Source organism: Microbacterium sp. P2_F9 (assembly GCF_056403635.1).
The window spans coordinates 1-1,020 of the sequence record NZ_JBFUFC010000410.1; the positions used below are offsets into that span (position 1 = coordinate 1).

Consider the following 1,020-nt stretch of genomic DNA (forward strand, 5'->3'; position numbering starts at 1 on the left):
GGCGTGAGCGGGCACATCGATCGGAGCGGAGATGGGAGGGGGCGACATCGAGGTCGCTCCGGTTGCCGCGGCCGCGCGGGCCGCGCGACGCGAGCTCGGGACCGCCGGGGTGGCCTGATCGGGCGTCACCGCTGCGCCAGCGCCGTCGGTCGAGTTCGACGGGACCGCTCCCGTGCCGCGCGTGCGGGGGTCGGGCAGCTTGCCGAACAGATCCGCGAACGGATCATCGATGGGCGAATCGGGCATGGTCAGGCGAGCTCCTGGGCCGGAGGGACGGGTGTTCCGGGTGGGCGGCCGCTGTTCTTCTCGACATCGAGCGCCTGCTGAAGCAGGATCACGGCGGCGACCTGATCCACAATGCTACGAGAGTTTCGCTGAGATCTCCCCGAACCCCGCAATGCCGAGTGCGCGGTGACCGTGCTGAGACGCTCGTCGATGAGCCGGACGGGGAGTCCGGATGCCTCGGCCAGCGCCGCGGCGAACTCCCGCGCATCGGTGGTCGAGGGGGTGTCGCCGCCGCTCAGGCTGAGCGGGAGACCGACGATGAGCTCGATGGCGGAGTGTTCTGCCGAGAGCTCCACGATCCGCGCGACGGACCTCTCATCGCGCGCCACGGTCTCGACCGGGGTGGCCAGCATCCCGTCAGGGTCGGAGCGAGCCACCCCGACGCGGGCCTTGCCCACATCGATGCCGAGTCGCGATCCACGGCGGAACCCGGTCACGCGGCCTCGAGGGCGTCCTTCACAGCGGTCAATGCCGCCGGCAGGGCCGCGGCATCCGTTCCGCCACCCTGAGCGACGTCGTCGCGACCACCGCCACCGCCACCGAGGGCGACTGCCGCGGCCTTCGCGAGCACGCCCGCCTTCGCTCCGGCGGCACGCGCCGCCTCGTTGGTCGCGACCACGACGAGAGGCCGGCCGCCGACATCGGCGCCGAGCGCGACGATCGCCGCGTCGGAGCCGAGTCGATCGCGCACCTGGAGGGCGAGTGATCGCACGTCGTCGGCGGACGAGGCCACCC

The 1,020-nt window shown here is 72.5% G+C and carries 2 protein-coding genes and 1 pseudogene; all 3 read right to left on the minus strand.

The features are described from left to right. Positions 1-246, minus strand: a pseudogene (locus AC1DVT_RS20430) (hypothetical protein); the annotation flags it as partial. Between the two features lie 2 nt (positions 247-248). Continuing rightward, entirely contained in the window at positions 249-722 is a 474-nt protein-coding gene (ruvX, locus tag AC1DVT_RS20435) for a Holliday junction resolvase RuvX (RefSeq protein WP_457098662.1), read from the minus strand. Continuing rightward, positions 719-1,020: DHHA1 domain-containing protein (locus AC1DVT_RS20440; protein WP_477391253.1), on the minus strand; the 302-nt coding region annotated here is incomplete at its 5' end. The genes ruvX and AC1DVT_RS20440, both read right to left, overlap by 4 nt.